Here is a 17,597-nt window from a genome sequence, read left to right as displayed (position 1 = left end):
GCCGCGTTTTCGCTCTATATGTGTGTGTAAGCGCTCAATGCTATAGCACAACCGCTCATTGCTCGCGGTCGAGCGCTCTATGTGTGTGCACACCCGCTCATACACAAGTTCTATCCGCTCAATACCAACGCACAACCGCTCTAAACCCACGATCCAACCACCCCATCCATTCATTTCATTGGCAAGCCAAACGGTTGTGGTATAATTTAGTTAAATTAGGCAGGAGGGGATTCTGATGATTCATTTTGTACAATTTGAAGAGCAGTATATACCGAAGATGGCCTCGTTATTGGCGGCGAGACATGCAGATGAACGACAGCGTTTTCCGTTTTTGCAGGAACGTTTTGAGGACATTGAACAAGCAGAGGATCGCTTGCGTGAAGAATTGGAGAAACCGTATACAGGGGGACTCGTGACGTTGCGTGACGAAGATGTCATCGGCTATTTATTATACGAATATCGTCAAGATGTTACTCGTGGGCGTACGGTGTATGTCGGGTATCCTTCATTTGTCATACATGAGGACGAGCATCCAAGATTGGCCCGATTGATGTACACGGAAGCTGGTGCGGAATGGGTTCGCAATGGCTATTTTGAACATGTCATGGATATTCCGGTTGGTAATGATGAATTAATTCTTGAAATGCTGGAGCAGTCGTTTCATTTCGAACAGCGCTTTGCGGCGTTGTCACTTGAACACTATCGCGCACAGCCGGGTGAGAATAGTCTCGTGAAGATGAAGGAACTAGTAGGGGACGAGCAAAGAATTTTGCACAAGATGGCACCGTGGAATAGTTTGCACCAGGCGAAAGCTCCGGCGTGGAAACCGATTACACAAGAGGCGTTGGATGCAGAGCGTGATGTATTTGCGGCGTATGAAGGCAAAGAAGGTACACGCAGCTGGGTTGCTGAGCAGGATGAAGTGCCTGTAGCCTTTCATCTATTTACACCGGCGGATGCGCGTCATGCGATGACGACACCAGATGAGTCGGCAGTGCTTGTGCAGGCAACGACGAATATTGAGATGCGTGGACAAGGGATCGGTAAGTCGATTGCGAACCACAGTTTCACACAAATGAAAAATGCAGGTTATAAATATGTCATGACGGATTGGTTGACGGCGAATCATTTAGCGTCGTATTTCTGGCCTAAGCTCGGATTCCGTTCGTACATGATTCGCATGGCGCGTACAGTGGATGCACGCATCTCATGGGCGGACGGACAATGACGGGCGTGAAGTTCGTTACGTCATGGAGTGGCGGCAAAGACTCTGCACTCGCAACGTATCGCGCAATCCAAGAGGGAAATACGCCGGCTATGCTGTGGACGATGTTCGAGAAAGATCAGCCACATTCCAAATCACACGCATTGCCACTGGAGATCGTTCAAGCGCAGGCGAAGCAGATGGACGTTCCGCTGATGATCCGAAAAGCAGACTGGGCTGGCTATGAAATGCAATTCATAGATGCTATGCGCGTTTCGAAAGCACATGGTATTCACAAAGCAGTTTTTGGTGACATCGATTTAGAAGATCATTTACTGTGGGTGCAGTCGATGTGCGCCAAAGTGGGTATGGAAACCTATCATCCACTTTGGGAAGAACCACGACGTAAGCTGCTCGAAGAATTCATTGCAGAAGATTTTGAAGCGTATGTGATCGTGGTCAATACAAAGATGATGCCAGCGAAATTTCTCGGCAGACGTTTCACGATTGAATTGATGAATGAACTCGAAGCACTCGGCATTGATAGCTGCGGGGAGTCAGGGGAATTCCATACAGTCGTTGTCGATGGACCGATTTTCAAGGAACGCATTCCTGTGAAAATGAGTGAAACGATTGAAAAAGACGGCTATGTATTTTTGAAGTGCGAGCTAGAAAGAGAAACTTCCACAGACTGAGAGATCGTCTGTGGAAGTTTCTTGTTTACGGAATAATAGTAGAAAGAGGAGTGAATGTATGATGAACACTAAGAGAATAATTACAGAAGTAGATCTTCAAAAGTCTTTTGACATACGAAAAGAGGTATTCGTCTACGAACAACATGTTCCGGAAGAGGACGAGTTTGATGAATTTGATGTACTGAATGAATTATGTGAACATATTTTAGTGGAACATGAAGGACAAGCGATCGCATCAGGTAGATTGAGAGTAGTAGATGGGGTCGGGAAGTTAGAACGTATTTGTGTGCTAGCTTCTTATCGAGGTTTAGGTGTTGGAAAGGTAATTGTTGAAGGTTTAGAAGATGTCGCGAAGGAGAAGGAAATCGCTTCGTTGAAATTGCATGGACAGACACATGCGGAAGAGTTTTATCGTAAGCTTGGCTACAAAACTACGTCCGATGTATTCATGGAAGATGGCATACCGCATATTGTGATGGAGAAGAAGTTGGCTCTATAGTTTGACATAGAATTTGTTTTATTAAGAAAATCCCCTAAAGGTAGGAAATGAAATCTAACTTTAGGGGTACGGTATAAACTACATGTCATCCACTTTTTTAGAAAGTCTGAATCCTACATAGCTTACTTACGTAATTGTATTTCGATAGTAACTTTCACTTCATTGCCTACTATACTGTGTGTTGTGTCAACGTTCTAGATTGCTATTGTCATTTAAATCTCATCTAGTAATGGTTGTTATTTTACATGTAGTAACTTCACTTTTACTAAAACAAAACGTGCGTATTGTTTTTTATTACATAGATCGTGCTTAATTCAACCAGTTTTTTGCTTGCATTGCGACTTCCTGTGTCAGGCTGTGTCCGTTCACCCAAGCTGTTGTAACATTCGCGCCTCTTTCTTTAAAGAGACTAATGACTCGCTTGCTTTCCGATTCCGGCACAATCGGATCACCTTCTCCTAGTGATAGGAATACATCTACATCGCTGAAATCTTGTTTTTCTGCTACATCTGCAGGATACAGTGGTGCGAATAATGCTGCTTTTTTAAACGTTTCTGGTTGCTTGAGCATCATTTGAATCGCAATGTTCGAGCCGTTTGAGAATCCGACCAGCACCGTATCTTCCATTTTGAAATCATACTCTTTTGCTTTTTCTTCAATGAACTCATACAGTTCATTGCCGCGAAACTCAAGATCTTCCCAGTCGTACTGACCTTCTCCGTGACGTTTGAAGAATCTATTCATTCCATTTTCCTGCACATTTCCTCTGATGCCTAACACGTTATATTCGGGATTAAGTAGTTCGGCAAGGGAGACTAAGTCTGTTTCTGTACCGCCTGTGCCGTGGAGTAATACGAATACCGGTGCACCTTTTTTCTTTTCGTTGTAAATATATTTCATTACATGACAACTCCTCTGATTATTTAACGGGCCGTTCAACCGTAAAGAGCTTTCCTATTTCGGCATAATCATTACCAGCAAGTCTGCTTACAGCTTGTAATTTCAACGGGTCAATATAGCCGTTATGATAGATCGTTTCATCAATATGATAGTGTTGTACTTTCAGCAATAAAACGTCTGTAGTTGCGATATTTTCTTCATTGTAAATGACCAATGAATCGTATAATTCTGTTTCAAATCTCACTTTGGTTTCATTTACTCCAGGAACTTGGATAGCTTTTGAGTCTACTGTTGTAAAACTCGATATATCCAGCTCGCTTTCGTCCGGTCCTAACGGTGCGGAAGTTGCATTTGCCGCTTCTACGTTATCCGTGTCAACGACTTGCACTACGGCTTCTTTATTCTCATAAATATTTCTAGCCGTATCTTTCGGTTTTCCATCTACGCGCTGCACTGCGATCGACAGCATAGGAGGGTCATACGTGACGATGTTGAAGTAGCTGAATGGCGCAATATTAATAACACCTGAATTAGACTTCGTGGAGACCAATGCGATCGGTCTTGGGATAACCGAGCCAATCAGGAATTTTTTCTTTTCTTTTGCCGTCAGTTCCTGCGGAGAAAAATGGAGTATTTTATTCATATACTATACCTCCAATTTTGGCAGCAGAGTTTCGTATTCCTGCCTTTTGTGTTCATATTGCTCTGGTAATTTCAGCATGGAACCAAGTGATTTCATTTCTTCATCTATATCGAATCCTGGACCTTCTGTCGCGAACTCGAATACGACATGTCCTTTTTCTCTAGTATAGATCGAGTTGAAGTAATTTCTGTCTTTTACTACAGTGACACCAAATTCAGCATCTGTAAGTGCAGCCTGCCACTCTTTCAATGCCTCCTTATGCGGTACGGACCACGCGATGTGGTGGACTGTTCCAATACCGAATCTACCAGCAGGCTGCGGGGGAGTGGCCGTAATGATATGTTGCTTTTCCTTGCCTACTGTTTCAAAGTGTTGATTTTGATCATCTATATCTAGTTCATCTAATCCCATAAGGCCAGTAAGTAAATCTTTTGTGCCTTCAGGGTTTCCAGACAATAAAACAGCTCCGTGGAAGTCGACTATGTCGTATTGATCTGCAGCTATTTCGCCTTCGACTATTGCGAGCTCGAGTCCATGAACATCGTTGAACTCGAGTGTATCTTTACCGAAAAGCTGAGTCATTTCAGTGTGGATGTTTTGAGCAGTTACATGCTCTTTCCAATACTCCATGCTTCCTTTTGGTACTCTGAAAGCAATTCGTCCGACCTGACCACTGCCTTTTCTGCCGTAATTATTATTGGTCCAAGGGAAGAATGTAATGACCGTACCAGGAGTTTCATTATGATCTCCGAAGTACAAGTGATAAACACCTGGATCATCAAAGTTTACCGTTTGTTTAATTAGACGAAGTCCCAAAACATCTCTATAGAATTTCAGGTTTTCATTGGGATCTCCCACAATAGCGGATATATGGTGGATTTTTTTAATTGCTTCCATTTATAAAACTCCTTTAAAACTGTTATGAACGTTTTGTATTAAACGGACGAATTTGTGATTCAATATATTCACGTTTCGGCTCAAGGAATGGGGGAAGTGATAGGTCTTCACCTAAAGTTTCGTATGGCTCATCCGTCATGAAACCGGGGCCGTCTGTAGATAGCTCGATAAGAATATGACCGACACGTGTATAAAGTGCTTCAAAGTAAAAGCGGTCTACGTGACCGGAATGTTGCATTCCCATATCATTGTATTTAGCTTCCCAGTCTTTAATCGCTTCATGGTCTTTCACTCTGAACGACACATGGTGCACCTGGCCGTAGCCTTGACGGCTTTGAGTTGTATCATCATTTCGTAAAATGACTTGTCCGCCGTTGCCACCTTCACCTACATCAAACAGTGTCACGTTCTCTTCTTCAATAATCGGTTTCATACCATACACATCAGTTAGCATTTTCTTGAAATCTTCGAAATAGCTCACTGTAATTTCAATCGGTCCTAAACCGTAAATCGCGTGCTCTTCAGGTACGGGTCCGTTTTCCCAAGGTGTACCGGGTGCTACACCTTCATTATTCTCATCAGAGAACAGTTGATACTTCTGTCCGTCCGCTTCTTGGAAAGGGAGTACCTTTTTGCCGAAAAGCTCTTGAATGCCGTCGTTTTCTACATCAAACTCCTTGAAGCGATCTAGATAATATTCAAGTGCTGCATCGGTAGGTACGCGCAGTCCTGTTCTGGAAATCGAGTTCGTTCCCGGCGTTCCTTTTGGGTTGTTCGGGAAGTCGAAGAATGTCATGTCAGTCCCTGGTGACCCGATATCATCCGCGAAAAACGTGTGATACGTATGGATATCATCCTGGTTTACCGTTTTCTTCACCAATCGCATGCCAAGTACGTTTGTGAAAAAATCATAGTTTCTCATAGCGTTATCTGTCATTGCGGTAACGTGGTGAATTCCTAGTAATTCGTTTGTCATGTAATAAAACCCCCTTTGTAATTTATAATTAATTGATATGTTACTAATTCGAGATATTAGATAAAAAACTAGAGTAAACATTACATATTTTGTGCATGTAAACCTAATTTTTTTAACTGTGCAATTAGTTGTTCTTTTTCTTGTATATCTAGTCCACTAAAAATTTCTTTTATTGCTTTCTTGTGTGGGGGGAAAATCTCATTCATCAGTTCCGTCCCATCTGTTGTAATAGACGCATATGTTACACGTCGATCTTTTGGACAAGGTTTTCGTTTGATTAAGTTTTTCTTTTCTAGTTTATCTACAACGTATGTGATGCTACTACTCGCAATCAATATTTGCTCGCCGATTTTTTGTATCGGTTGATCACCTTTACTATAAATTAACTCTAAAACAGCAAACTCTGTTGGGTTTAATCCTGAACGTTTGATATCTTCTTCCGCGCGTAATTTAATGGATTGCAATGCTCGAGTCAAAACAATGAATGCTTTTAGAGACAAATCTTCTTCATAAATTTCTTTAGTTTGACTGTCCATGACGTTCTCCTTTTATCTCGAATTCAAGGTAATCGTATAATATTCACAATCTGATGTCAACCCATACGTTTGTAAAAGACCAGCAATATTTAAAAAGTTTGCATCGTATCCAGTGGAAAAGGCGAGATGAAAGGGGAGGCTAACAGTACGTAAAAAATAGCCTCCATACACTAGCATCTAGTAATAGACTTTCATACATTGTGATTTTAAAGTGCAGCATCATTCTGGAAGTTCATGACAAAGTGAGAGGCGTCATTGTACACTCCGAAAATATATCCCTGGTCTTTGAAAAAGTTCAAAATGTCGGGTAGCGCTTCTAAAGTTTGTGATTTTTCATGCATCAATACGACTTCTTTATCTGAAGTAGTGTCTTGTTTAATATTTTGTATTATTTGAGAAGGGTTACCGGGAAGTTCCCAATCATGCGAATCAATCGTCCAATCCCAAATTTTAATATTGGCGTCAGCCAGTTGTTTCCGTATTTGCTCGCCGTTCAATCCAGGTGCTGATCCATAAGGAGGGCGAACTAAACGAGGAGTGGTTCCTGTTATTTCATGAATAAGATCCAGTGATTCAAGCATCTCGGGTACAAATTGTTGATTAGAGTAAAGTGCTTGATAATTGTGCGTCATACTATGGCCGCCAATATAATGACCATCTTTCGCTGCACGTTTTACACTTTCTTGGAGATGTTCTTTCTTTAAATTACTCCCTTGCATGAAAAACGTAGCTTTCACGTCATGTGCATCTAAGACATCTAAAAACTGCTCAGTCCATTTACTCGGACCATCATCGAATGTTATATACACTACTTTTTCTGGTTCTTTCTCTTCTACAGGCTGTTCTGAGTTTTCTTCCATAGGCATTTCCGTTTGCCCTTCAGAAGATATTTCTGTTTGTTCATCAGTAGGTGTTTCTGTTCCATCGGATTCAATTGTAGGAAATACTTCAGGTTCAGGACTAGATTCTTCAGGTGGTGTAAACGTTTCTGGCTGATCGTTTGATGCCGGCGTTTCGGTTATTTCTGGTTTGGTTACAAGTTGATCCGATGGACTAGGTACTTCCCGGAAAGAATAAGACGTTCCAACGAAAAGAACAGTACCCGATAGAACAAGAAGAATAAGGAGAAGTAGAAAATATCTTTTCTTCAGCTTTCTTCTTTTCTTCCCGACTTGTTGATGTAGCGTATTCATAAAAATTACATCTCCTATCATTTTGTGTTGAATAGACCGCTTATCATCTTATGTATGTATAAAATCGCCTGCATTCATAGGAAGAACAGCAGATGAAAACCATCATCTGCTGCTGTAAAATAACTTACTGAATATACGTATCCCCAACTAGGGCGTCTTGTAAAATGTCTGAAGGAATCTCAAATGTGACGACTCCCATATAACCTGGTGCTACTTCATACTGATCAAAAGAAATGACGAGTGTATGATCCGCCGTAATATAGAAATCTTGATTGGCTTGAATTGAACTGAACTCGACGTCCGCTCCTTCGACAGCTAAATATGCAGTGTTTTCATCCTCTTCCATTTGTCGTTTCATCTCTTGTTTAATATAGGTAGTAATGATCCCGATATAGGAATCATCTTTAAAGAGACTCGGTAAGGTAAGAAGAATATTATGTTGTTTATCAATCGTATCGTATTGCATCTCAGTGGAAGAAGATCCAGCTGTAGTGGTTTCGTAACGCGCAATAGATAAAATTTGTTCGGTGTCGGTTTTTACTTCATAACCTGAATCCATACCTAAATGACCGCTACCGGCCTCTTCCAGTCTGGCGATCTCTTCCTCAAATTTCGTAAAGAGCGCTTTGTTTTCTTCGATATATTTTTCATTTAGAGCAGTTTGTAATCCTTCGTTTTCCAAGCCATCGATTGCCGGTGTTTTCATATTTGCCTGATATGTTTCCTTTTCCATTATTAAGGTTTCTATCGTGAAAACTTGCACGATGGAACCGATAACGGGGATGTTCACTAGTGAATTAGCGAAAGTCGGACTAGCATTAATGCTACCTACAAATAAGGCAGCCGCTGCAGCGACTCCAATTGACCAGTTTCTCATAGGCGAGTGTTTCTTTTTCGTATTTTTTGCACGTTGGATTGAGTCCTTCACTAAATTGTCCAATTCGGGAGGAATTTCAATATCGTCATATTCTTTCTTGAGCTTGTTCATCCGTTTCATTCCAAATCCCCCTTTTCAATTTCTATACGCAGTTTCTTTAAAGTCCGGTAAAGCCTGGTTTTCACTGTATTACTGTTTTCATCTAAGATGGCTGCTACTTCGTCAATCTTCAAGTCTTCAAAGAAGCGTAAAATAATTAACGACTTTTCATCCGGAGAAAGAGTATCTAGCGCATCTAGTAAATCTATATCAGTTGGTTCATCTTCAGTTTGTGGTAAATAGCCATCTAGAACTTCATCATCCATCACCATCATCCGCTGATGTTTGCGAATAAAATCGATGGAAGTATTCACGAGTATCCGATAAAACCATGTCTTTAAATACTTAATTTCCTCGAGGCGGTGAATGGATTTTAACGCTTTGAAAATCGAGTCTTGCACAATATCCAGCGCGTTTTCTTTGTTTTTCACATAGCTATAGGCGAGCCGATAATGAGCATTTTGGTTTTCAATTAAAAATTGCTCCACCTGCTCCATTTTTATATTTTTTGTCATGACAAAAGGTTCACCTTCTTCAATTTTAAACATGTCGCGATCACGTCTTACTCTTTTGACGGACAGCTTCTGCGAAAAGTTTGGATTTTTTAAAGAAAAGGAAAACATGATAACAAGGATCAAGTTTAGGGTGAAGCGTATCTATTTGCTTGGGATGCTATACGACTTAGAATAAGGTAGCTGCTTACGTTATATGGAGAGCAAGAATTATTTTTCTTGCATCGCAACTGCTATACTCATGACTATAACAATGGATAAAGGAGTAATGTATTTTATGAAGAAATTTATGAATGCGAATATATATGGGGATCCGGATTCCCATGAGTTTTTAGTGGAGAATGGCCAATTTACAACAATCGGTAATGATCTCGGCGACGCAGATGACATAATTGATCTGCAAGGACGTTTAGTATTGCCACCTTACGTAGATCCTCATTTACACTTGGATTATATCTTTTCGGGACTAGGCGAAGGGAATGCGAATGTATCCGGGACGTTATTTGAAGGTATTCAACGTTGGAGTGATAATAAGAAATCATTGACTGAAGAAATGGTGCGAGAACGTGCGATTAAAGGAATTCAAAAAGAAGTGAGTAAAGGGGTTCAATTCATTCGTACACATGTAGACATTACAGATCCGAATTTAACGGGGATGAAAGCATTGGTTACACTGCGCGAAGAATTGAAAGATCTCGTTACATTACAACTCGTGGCTTTTCCGCAAGAAGGATTCTTTAGATATGAAGGCGCAGAGCGTTTAATGGAAGAAGCACTTGAAATGGGTGCGGACGTAGTAGGGGGGATTCCTCACTTTGAAATTTCCTATGAACATGGCGTGGAGTCATTGCGACGTATTGTCGACATGGCCATCAAGCATAATGTGATGATTGATATTCATTGTGATGAAAACGATGATCCAAATAGTCGATTCTTAGAAGTGTTAAACGCACTCGTTATGGAAAAAGACTATGGTAAATATACAACAGCTAGTCATACATGTAGCTTCGGTTCAGTCGATAATAGCTATGCCAATAAAATGTTAGGTTTATTTAAAGAATCACAAATCAACTTTATTTCTTGTCCAACTGAAAACGCCCATTTACAAGGACGTGGCGACAGCTATCCTAAACGTCGTGGCTTAACACGAGTAAAAGAGTTGTTGAATAACGGAAACAATGTGGCGTTTGCTCAAGATTCCATAGCGGATTACTGGTATCCTTTAGGCAATGGAAATATGATGAACATTTTAGACAATGGGATTCACTTAGCGCATTACACACATATTGACGAGATCAATAAGGCGTTGGATTTGATCACGTACTATGGTGCAAACATTATGAGAGTAAATGATGCGTATGGTATTGAAGCGGGGAAACCCGCGAACTTTATCGTGTTGGATGCACAAGATCCTTATGAAGCTATTCGTGAGCGAGCAGAAGTACTGATGTCCGTAAGAAACGGTGGCTATCTCTTTAAGCGTGAACCGCGGAAAAATGAAGTGGAAGTGGATTTTTTAAAGCAGTTGTAAAAGTTCTTGATCATACTTAAAAGTCCTCCTCAACATGCGTTGGGGAGGACTTTTTATAGTTTATATAAGTGATTTGAAGTTCTGATACTGAGCGTTTGCGTGAACAGAATCAACCGATGATGGGGGAGTGGTTTGAACCCGTTGATCCGCGCTACAGCCGGATGCGTGTCTTATGGGTGGGCGGTGAACCACACCCCTCGCTATGCTCGACGGCTGTAGGGAAGATCAACTAAATGAGTGCTTCAAACATTATTCCATAAACGCCCTCGTTAGATTAAATATTTTCATTCTCTTTTTTGACGTTTTGACCATCTTGAGTAAAAAAGTAACTCCCCGATGATTAATCCAAATAAAATGGCGCCAAAACCTGATTTATAATCAGTTCTATCAAATAAAAATGTAGCCACTATAAATCCAATTAACAAACCAAAAGTGATACTTATATAGGATTTATATCTTTCTTTAAAATATATTCTCATAGTCAATCACCCTTCGGTTAACTACTCCATAGGCTCAATCTTTCCAATTAACAAATTTTTTGAAACCGTAGATGTCCTTCAAGCCTGAAAAACTTCTTAGAATACAGATTCACCATGTGACTTTATTAACTGACTAACCTTCCTAAAGAATGCGTAAGACGATTTTCGTATAGTCTTTAAAGTCGTTAATATGCTTTTCTAAAATGGCTTCCAAAATCTCTAAGTCTATTGATTGATAATCATGTACCGCAATATTTCGAAAACCTACCATATTCATTAGTGTGCTGGCTAATGATTCATCAATAATAGTAGCTTCTTGCAACATCTTAAATGCATCACGACTTGCTTTTGGTATACCTAACTTCTTTTCACTAATGATATGCATAGCCAAATCGATACTAGCTTCACATGCACGCTGAATATTTAAAATAATGCTATCTTGCTTAGTGAAATCTTTTAGATTATCTACATTCTGATCATATACTTCATGAACACGATTCACACAACGTTCAATGGTTGTCACTTTATTTAAAATCACATCATTCATCGCCGAACACACTCCCTCTTTCCTGAATGCTTTGTAGTACTTCTGCTCGTTGCTGGTTAAGGTTGATGTACATACTAAAAGCTTTCATTCGTTGTTTTAAAAATTCATTTTCATCACGACAAGAAAGTAACTGACCGGTTGAAAAAATTTGCATAGCAAATACTGTATCTACTTCACGAATATTGACTAAATCGATTTCCCTTTTAGCAACTTGTGCTAGTTCACCCGCTAGTATAAAACGTTCATATGATGAAAGTAATTCCACTGCATAATAACCCAAATCAATATCGCTGTCTTCTCTAGCAGTGCCTTTTGCATAAGATCCAAATAATAAAATAAATGACGAATTTACTCGTTCATTAATGATGTCTACGAGTCCTTTTTTTATTTCTTCAGATAGCATGACGCCCACCACTTTCATCTGTTTTATCTATTATAAAAGGAGTAACCAAAAATGGCTACTCCTCCTTCATCCCCACTCGTTTCTTATATAACGCTTTGCCATTAACGCGCCCATCAGTTAGATAGCAGTTTTAACCTGTTGATCCGCCTTATATTTCGTCCAAGCCTCGCAAATCAACATCCTATTCACACTTCCATATTAGTAATCTAGTAGTGGCCAGTATGTCCGCTTAAAAGAATCTTATTCATTGCGAAAAAGATAGAGTGTAGATGTCTACATAGTTTAGCGACCCGATCGCAAATACTCTTCATCTACCAGCGGTTTTCCATTCGCGTCGACGAGGACCGTCATTCCAAGGCCGTATCCCTGTGCTCGCGACATATAAAGAACGCCTGTTTCATTGTCACGGATCACTTGGAACTGTTGCAGTTTTCCCTGTTTCTCGATAATTTCAAAACGTTTCGTATTCATACTAGAACCCTCCTTTATCTGAGTGTTACTATACAACGTGTTATTTGATTATTCAAAAATAATTGGTTTTCTCATAAGTAGTGAATTTCTCCAGAAGGAAATTAATTCAAAAAGTTTTGAAACTATTTCTGTAATTCTACGTCTGTACGGCATACTACTATATTACGGAGAGGATGAAGTCGAATGAAGAATAAAGTGATAGCGATACTTGGGGTGATTTTGCTAGTTTGCGGTTTTCCTTTATCAAGCACAGCGGCAGACAAAGCGAGATTTCCGGACGTTCCAGATTCGAAGCATTTTGCGGAAGCGGTGAATGAGTTGGCGTCACGTAACATTATTGGAGGCTATCCAGACGGTACATTCAAGCCAAACGACTCCATCACGAGAGGGCAGGCGGCTGCCATTATCGTGAAGATGACGAAACTCCCTACTACGAATATAAAAGATCCAAAATTCAAAGACGTTTCGACTGCGAACGGCTACTATAAAGCGATTGCGGCATTAGCGCAAAAAGGTGTCATCAACGGCTATGGTGACGGACGATTCGGACCGAACGATTCGATTACGCGTGCGCAAATGGCTTCGATCATTATCAAAGCGTTCGAATTGCCGCTATATCGTGATCCGGATTATGGTTTTAAAGACGTTGTGCATAAAAACGGCCACAGAGATGGAATTTATAGTCTGTATCAACTCGGATTGACAACAGGTACGTCTCCAACGACATTCAGTCCGAATGCTTCGATTACGAGAGGTCAAGCAGCAAAATTACTGAAAGCTGCGGAAGATGTGAAGCCGGGGATTCTTACGATGCATGCGAAAGATTTTAAATGGAAGAGATTCAACGATGTCAGCAAAACGAACTCGGATGTATTCGATATCGTGTCGGACAGTGAAATACCGAGTCAAATGAATTTGAAGACGAAGATTCATATTGTGCCAAAGAAAGAAGGGACAGCTACACTGACTTTTTCAGGCGCACCTTCATCCGATACAGATGATCAAAACTACAGAAAATATTATGTGCATGTCAAAAAGGTCAAGGGTGCATGGGATATTTCATTGGAAGAGACAACCGATATCTATTCGACACCAGCAGAACTGTGGATGTATTATGAAAGAAGAGAAAACAACGAAGCGTTCATAGATGCAGAGTCAATTTCTCTTTCTACAGAGGAAGGAGAACTGGTGAATGAACGTGTAAAATTTGAGCGATGCGAAAATGATACGCTTCAATATTGCCATGTGATCTATTTTGATCAACCAGGGAAATTCATTGCGACGGTTAAGTATATGGACGGCAAGGAAATGCGTTATTACGTTACGTCTACTGAGCACAAAGATCAATTTTATTATTACACGCATATAACACCGATCAAGCCAAATGAAGTGTTACAAATTTGGGATGGCGCTCTACTCGGCAAGCATGTGCTACCTAAGGGAAGTGAAGAAATTGCCACCGTCACGCGAGATCCAGGGACGAATGTGTTCCGCATTACGCCGAAGAAAACAGGAGAATTCTTTGTGAACTTCCCAGATAGTAAGGTAGCACCGGGTAGCCACAGAATTTACTATGGTATTACGGTCCGAGTGAGTAAGTTGGGGGATTATCTACACGTCTATGCGGCTGTTAGTGAAGAAGACGATATGGTGTTTGATTAATTGGATAGGTAGGAGGAAAGCAGGCATGCATCGCGTGTCTGCTTTTTTGGTGCGAATGAAATGTCTCGGGCATGATGGTCATATGGTACACTACAATCAATAACAAGCTCTAACTTACACTAAGGGAGGGTATGCAGATGAACGTAATTGAGATGAATCAAGTGACGAAAACTTTTGGTAAGCATCAGGCGTTAGATGGACTGGATTTGACAGTGAGGAACGGCGAAGTGTTCGGCTTCATCGGGCCAAATGGGGCAGGAAAATCGACTGCGATTCGAGTTCTGCTCGGCATGCTTCGTGCTACGAACGGAACGGCGACGATTTTTGGCAAGGATGTATGGCGAGACGCGGTGGACATTCATCGACGTGTTGCGTATGTGCCGGGAGACGTGAATTTGTGGCCGCAGCTGACGTGCGGCGAAGTGATTGATTTATTCGCGAGTCTGCAAGGGAATGTCCATGAACAAAGGCGCGAAGAGTTACTTGCGCGATTTCAGCTAGATCCGACGAAGAAGTGCCGAACGTATTCGAAAGGAAATCGACAGAAAGTCGCTTTAGTGGCGGCGTTTGCTTCCGATGCGGAATTATTTCTGTTAGATGAACCGACGTCTGGACTCGATCCTTTAATGGAAAAAGTGTTTCAGCAATGTGTGGCAGAAGTGAAAGCGGAGGGGAAGACGGTGTTGCTGTCGAGCCATATTTTATCCGAAGTCGAGAAGCTATGCGATCGCGTGGGCATCATCCGGCAAGGGCGTCTGATCGAGTGCGGTACGTTGAATGAACTACGGCATTTGACACGAATGCAGCTGACAGTGGAGACAAGAACTCCGATTGAGTCGCTCGCTTCGTGGCAAGGTGTGCATGATGTAGTACCGACAGAAACCGGCTGGACGTTTCATGCGGATGCAGAGGAAATGGAAGCGATTATGCACAAGCTAAGCGTGCACGGTATACGGAAGATCGAAAGTGCTCCGCCTACGCTTGAGGATCTATTCATGCGGCATTATGAAGAAACCGCGGAAGGTAGGGATGTGTGATGAAGGGGGCCCCATTTGCAGGTGTTCTTCGTCTATCCCGATTCATGATTCGGCAAGATCGCATGCGTTATATGTGGTGGCTCGTCGGAATCACGGTCATGACGCTTGTTGTACCGCCTGCTTTTAATGAATTATATCCGACTGAGCAGGATCGTAATCTAATGGCGGAAACGATGAAAAATCCCGCGATGGAGGCAATGGTAGGTCCTGGGGATCTGGCGAATTACACGCTAGGCGCCATGGTTTCCCATCAGATGCTGTTGATGACCGCTATCGCAGTCGCCATTATGAATATATTATTGATGGTGCGCCATACGCGGGCAGAGGAAGAGGAGGGGCAGGCGGAATTACTGCGTTCGTTGCCGATTGCCCGGCATTCACAACTGACGGCTTCGATACTTACGCTGTTCGGTGTCAACTTGTTACTGGCGTTGCTAATCGGCGTGGGTCTGTATAGTCTTTCATTCGATAGCATGGGGTTGTCTGGATCAGTTATTTACGGTGCGTCGCTTGGTGTGGTCGGCTTATTTTTTGCAGGGGTGACAGCGGTTTGCTCGCAACTCTCGGAAAGTTCGCGGGGGGCAGTCGGTCTGTCGTTTACGGTGATGATCGGCTGTTATGTATTACGGTCAGTTACCGAGTGGATTCCACCGTTTGGATGGCTTACGCAAGTTCAGCCGTATAGCGACAATAACTGGTTGCCGGTAGTGGGATTAGTCATCACAAGTCTTGTATGGTTTGCGTTAGCTATCATTCTGCAGGGCAAACGCGATATTGGTTCAGGCTTTCTTCCGTCCAGAAGCGGTCGTGCACATGCTTCCATTCTGTTGCGTCATCCGATTGGACTCGCGTGGCGACTACAAAGAACCGCGTTCATTTCATGGTCGGTCGGCATGCTAGTACTCGGGTTGTCTTACGGTTCCGTTCTCGGAGATTTGGATTCGTTTTTTCAAGACAATGACATGCTCGCTGCGATGATTGTGGCGGATGAAAACAGTTCATTGACTACTCAGTTCCTGCCGATGCTAATGGCGGTACTTGCATTTATCAGTACGATTCCCGCATTGCTTTCCATTCATAAAGTAGTAGGCGAAGAGCGGAAATCACGCGTAGATCATTTGCTAGGTCGCGCGGTTTCAAGAAACAAGTTACTAGTTTCCTATTTAGTGTTGGCGTTGTGCACTGGATTTCTGATGCTGAGCTTCTCGGCACTCGGTTTATGGTTAGCCGGCACCACATCGATGGAAGATCCCTTCACGTTCTTCACCGTATGGCAAGCTAGTATCGTTCATTTTCCAGCGGTGGTCGTGATGATTGCGATTAGCACGTGTTTGATTGGGATCGCACAAAAGGCGACGGGCTTTATTTGGCTCTATTTATTTTACGGATTCCTTACGCTGTATTTAGGCGGCTTGTTCCAGTTTCCTGGATGGATGGAAAAGCTTTCGCCATTCGGCTTTGTTTCCAAGTTGCCAATTGAGGACATGAACTGGCTGCATGCGGGAGGATTGGTGGCAGTGGCTGTTGTTTTGCTTCTCTTCGGTATCCATCGATTTACTAATCGAGATATAGAAGGATAGGGATTTATCTACTAATCATGAAATTTACTTCCAATTTTGACTAATTCAGCACAAATCGATAAAAGTACTAGTATTATTAAAAGGAATATCGGGATATGATTTCCTAAAATAACTATTAGTGCTATTATGAGTGAAGTTTGGTTGGATTTTCAGGAGGTTGTCATGAGTATAAATCAAGAAACAAAAATAGTTAACGCAGACCCTTCTGCAATAGGACTATTCGGTTTAGCGATGGTAACACTCGTCGCGTCGTCACAAAAACTGGGCATCACTACAGAAGTTTCATTTGTTATCCCTTGGGCAATACTTCTCGGTGGTTTCGCTCAATTATTTGCTTGTGTGATAGATACGAAACGCAATAACACATTCGGTGCTACCGCATTCGGCGCATACGGACTTTTCTGGCTTGCGGTTGCTGCTTCTTGGATGATGCAGCGGGGGATCTTCGGGGAAACACTGGCGGCAGGGGTGGATCCGCATCAATTAGGTTTCGCATTCGTCGGCTATCTAATTCTCACTCTATTTTTGACAATCGGTGCGATGGAAACACATAAGGTCCTATTCTCTATATTTTTCTTCATCAACTTTCTGTTTATCGGCTTGGCGCTTGATAGCTTCGGCTTATTCGGTGCATTCCCTCAGCAATTGGCGGCCTACTCAGAAATGATTATTTCATTGCTATCGTTCTACGGAGCAGGGGCAGCGGTTCTAAACGAACATTTCGGCAGGGAATTCATACCGGTCGGAAAGCCATTTGGCATCTTTAAGAAGTCGGATGAAGCGAAGGCACCACCTGTACGTCCTGTGAAAACAGGTAAAAACTTTAAAGTGAAAAACACGTTTAGTTAATTTAAAA

Annotated in this window: 20 protein-coding genes; 8 read left to right on the top strand and 12 right to left on the bottom strand. The window is 41.9% G+C overall.

Going from position 1 to position 17,597, the window contains the following annotated elements; genetic code table 11:
* Positions 1-235 precede the first annotated feature (235 nt).
* The 3 genes from H605_RS0114245 (at position 236) to H605_RS0114235 (ending at position 2,398) form a co-directional block, all read left to right on the top strand.
* On the top strand, positions 236-1,228 hold the full coding sequence (locus H605_RS0114245; RefSeq protein ID WP_029054842.1) for a GNAT family N-acetyltransferase: 993 nt from the start codon (positions 236-238) through the stop codon (positions 1,226-1,228).
* Positions 1,225-1,899 carry a Dph6-related ATP pyrophosphatase gene (locus H605_RS0114240; RefSeq protein ID WP_029054841.1) on the top strand — a complete coding sequence of 225 codons (675 nt, stop codon included), beginning with the start codon at positions 1,225-1,227 and terminating at the stop codon, positions 1,897-1,899. The genes H605_RS0114245 and H605_RS0114240 overlap by 4 nt, the downstream gene beginning before the upstream one ends.
* Positions 1,900-1,960: 61 nt before the next feature.
* Entirely contained in the window at positions 1,961-2,398 is a 438-nt protein-coding gene (locus tag H605_RS0114235; RefSeq protein ID WP_029054840.1) for a GNAT family N-acetyltransferase, read from the top strand.
* Between the two features lie 309 nt (positions 2,399-2,707).
* Here the strand turns inward: H605_RS0114235 and H605_RS0114230 are convergent, their stop codons facing one another.
* From H605_RS0114230 to H605_RS0114195, 8 genes are all read right to left on the bottom strand, one after another.
* Positions 2,708-3,298 (bottom strand): alpha/beta hydrolase, encoded by a 591-nt coding sequence (locus H605_RS0114230; protein ID WP_029054839.1) that lies wholly within the window; start codon positions 3,296-3,298, stop codon positions 2,708-2,710.
* 19 nt (positions 3,299-3,317) lie between these two features.
* Positions 3,318-3,941, bottom strand: coding sequence for a flavin reductase family protein (locus H605_RS0114225; protein WP_029054838.1), 624 nt, complete (start codon positions 3,939-3,941; stop codon positions 3,318-3,320).
* A 3-nt stretch (positions 3,942-3,944) separates the two neighbouring features.
* On the bottom strand, positions 3,945-4,838 hold the full coding sequence (locus H605_RS0114220) for a VOC family protein (RefSeq protein WP_029054837.1): 894 nt from the start codon (positions 4,836-4,838) through the stop codon (positions 3,945-3,947).
* Positions 4,839-4,860: 22 nt separating this feature from the next.
* Positions 4,861-5,814 (bottom strand): ring-cleaving dioxygenase MhqE, encoded by a 954-nt coding sequence (gene mhqE / locus H605_RS0114215; RefSeq protein WP_029054836.1) that lies wholly within the window; start codon positions 5,812-5,814, stop codon positions 4,861-4,863.
* Between the two features lie 80 nt (positions 5,815-5,894).
* A complete protein-coding gene (locus tag H605_RS0114210; RefSeq protein ID WP_029054835.1) occupies positions 5,895-6,350 on the bottom strand; it encodes a MarR family winged helix-turn-helix transcriptional regulator in 456 nt (151 codons plus the stop codon).
* Between the two features lie 206 nt (positions 6,351-6,556).
* Positions 6,557-7,285: a polysaccharide deacetylase family protein gene (locus H605_RS17995; RefSeq protein ID WP_418347007.1), complete on the bottom strand. Its 729-nt coding sequence runs from the start codon at positions 7,283-7,285 to the stop codon at positions 6,557-6,559.
* A gap of 382 nt (positions 7,286-7,667) precedes the next feature.
* A complete protein-coding gene (rsiV, locus tag H605_RS0114200; protein WP_029054833.1) occupies positions 7,668-8,540 on the bottom strand; it encodes an anti-sigma-V factor RsiV in 873 nt (290 codons plus the stop codon).
* The gene (locus H605_RS0114195) at positions 8,537-9,067 is read right to left on the bottom strand and encodes a sigma-70 family RNA polymerase sigma factor (RefSeq protein ID WP_081657956.1); all 531 of its coding nucleotides are present in this window, start codon (positions 9,065-9,067) and stop codon (positions 8,537-8,539) included. Before H605_RS0114195 ends, rsiV begins: the two co-directional genes overlap by 4 nt.
* Positions 9,068-9,308: 241 nt before the next feature.
* Between H605_RS0114195 and H605_RS0114190 the strand changes: the two genes are divergently transcribed.
* Entirely contained in the window at positions 9,309-10,562 is a 1,254-nt protein-coding gene (locus H605_RS0114190) for an amidohydrolase family protein (protein ID WP_029054831.1), read from the top strand.
* Positions 10,563-10,846: 284 nt separating this feature from the next.
* Here H605_RS0114190 and H605_RS19250 read toward each other — a convergent pair whose 3' ends face one another.
* The 4 genes from H605_RS19250 to H605_RS0114170 all read right to left on the bottom strand — a co-directional run bounded on the left by H605_RS19250 (position 10,847) and on the right by H605_RS0114170 (position 12,462).
* Positions 10,847-11,041, bottom strand: a complete 195-nt coding sequence (locus H605_RS19250) for a hypothetical protein (protein ID WP_029054830.1) — start codon at positions 11,039-11,041, stop codon at positions 10,847-10,849.
* A gap of 142 nt (positions 11,042-11,183) precedes the next feature.
* Entirely contained in the window at positions 11,184-11,588 is a 405-nt protein-coding gene (gene hepT, locus H605_RS0114180; protein WP_029054829.1) for a type VII toxin-antitoxin system HepT family RNase toxin, read from the bottom strand.
* The gene (gene mntA / locus H605_RS0114175; RefSeq protein WP_232321271.1) at positions 11,581-12,009 is read right to left on the bottom strand and encodes a type VII toxin-antitoxin system MntA family adenylyltransferase antitoxin; all 429 of its coding nucleotides are present in this window, start codon (positions 12,007-12,009) and stop codon (positions 11,581-11,583) included. Before mntA ends, hepT begins: the two co-directional genes overlap by 8 nt.
* A gap of 264 nt (positions 12,010-12,273) precedes the next feature.
* Complete coding sequence (locus H605_RS0114170; protein WP_029054827.1) at positions 12,274-12,462, bottom strand: DUF6440 family protein; 189 nt, start codon at positions 12,460-12,462, stop codon at positions 12,274-12,276.
* Positions 12,463-12,645: 183 nt separating this feature from the next.
* On the opposite strand from H605_RS0114170, the gene H605_RS17990 reads away from it, so the two are divergent.
* The 4 genes from H605_RS17990 (at position 12,646) to H605_RS17985 (ending at position 17,590) form a co-directional block, all read left to right on the top strand.
* Positions 12,646-14,124, top strand: a complete 1,479-nt coding sequence (locus tag H605_RS17990; protein WP_051210604.1) for an S-layer homology domain-containing protein — start codon at positions 12,646-12,648, stop codon at positions 14,122-14,124.
* Positions 14,125-14,261: 137 nt separating this feature from the next.
* The gene (locus H605_RS0114160; RefSeq protein ID WP_029054826.1) at positions 14,262-15,161 is read left to right on the top strand and encodes an ABC transporter ATP-binding protein; all 900 of its coding nucleotides are present in this window, start codon (positions 14,262-14,264) and stop codon (positions 15,159-15,161) included.
* Positions 15,161-16,741, top strand: coding sequence for an ABC transporter permease (locus H605_RS0114155; protein ID WP_029054825.1), 1,581 nt, complete (start codon positions 15,161-15,163; stop codon positions 16,739-16,741). The genes H605_RS0114160 and H605_RS0114155 overlap by 1 nt, the downstream gene beginning before the upstream one ends.
* 162 nt (positions 16,742-16,903) lie before the next feature.
* Positions 16,904-17,590 carry an acetate uptake transporter gene (locus tag H605_RS17985; RefSeq protein ID WP_081657955.1) on the top strand — a complete coding sequence of 229 codons (687 nt, stop codon included), beginning with the start codon at positions 16,904-16,906 and terminating at the stop codon, positions 17,588-17,590.
* Positions 17,591-17,597: the final 7 nt, after the last annotated feature.

It is taken from the genome of Sporosarcina ureae DSM 2281, from assembly GCF_000425545.1.
Lineage (GTDB): Bacteria > Bacillota > Bacilli > Bacillales_A > Planococcaceae > Sporosarcina > Sporosarcina ureae.
Note: the sequence above shows the minus strand (reverse complement) of the source record. Positions and strands in the feature narration are given on the sequence as shown.